Source organism: Vibrio sp. 2033, assembly GCF_033339735.1.
In genome coordinates this window covers 1-783 of sequence record NZ_JAWOVC010000259.1, presented here as the reverse complement: position 1 = coordinate 783, position 783 = coordinate 1, and the positions used below count along the sequence as shown (strand labels likewise).

Below are 783 nucleotides of genomic sequence, written 5' to 3'. Positions count from 1 at the left end.
ACACTAAAAAACAACGAAAAGTAACAACGGCACTAACTCAAATTTCCCTCACTCAAGCAGTGCACGATTTTCACAGTCACACACCTGCAACAGGGAGACGTTATGAAAACGAGCTACATCCCGCTGAATTTCGGGCTCGGTGAAACCATTGATATACTCCGAGATCACGTCAATGCGTTCGCGAGTGAGCATATAGCTCCTATTGCCGCCGATATTGACCATTACAATCAGTTTCCTAGCCATTTATGGCCACTTCTTGGCGAAATGGGCTTGCTTGGCGTAACCGTCAGCGAAGAATATGGTGGTGCTGAAATGGGCTACCTCGCCCACGTTGTAGCAATGGAAGAGATAAGCCGAGCATCAGCCTCCGTCGCGCTCAGCTACGGCGCACATTCAAATCTTTGCGTAAACCAAATCTTTCGAAACGGCACCCCAACGCAACGAGAAAAGTATCTGCCTAAATTAGTCGATGGTTCGCACATAGGCGCTCTGGCGATGAGCGAAGTCAATTCGGGTTCGGATGTCGTCAGCATGCAACTAAAAGCCGAAGACAAAGGCGACCACTTCTTACTCAATGGCACAAAAATGTGGATCACGAACGGCCCCGATGCGGACGTGGTCGTGGTGTACGCCAAAACAGATGCTGATGCGGGATCGCGCGGGATCACAGCGTTTATCGTCGAGCGCAGTTTTACCGGATTCAGTGACGCGCAAAAGCTCGATAAGTTGGGAATGCGAGGCTCAAACACATCTGAGCTCGTCTTCAACAATTGCAAAGTACCT

The 783-nt window shown here is 49.7% G+C and carries 1 protein-coding gene; it reads left to right on the top strand.

The window, feature by feature from the left end; all coding sequences use genetic code 11:
- Positions 1-102 precede the first annotated feature (102 nt).
- On the top strand, positions 103-783 hold a 681-nt coding region (locus tag R7P74_RS25950), incomplete at its 3' end, for an acyl-CoA dehydrogenase family protein (protein ID WP_318123530.1).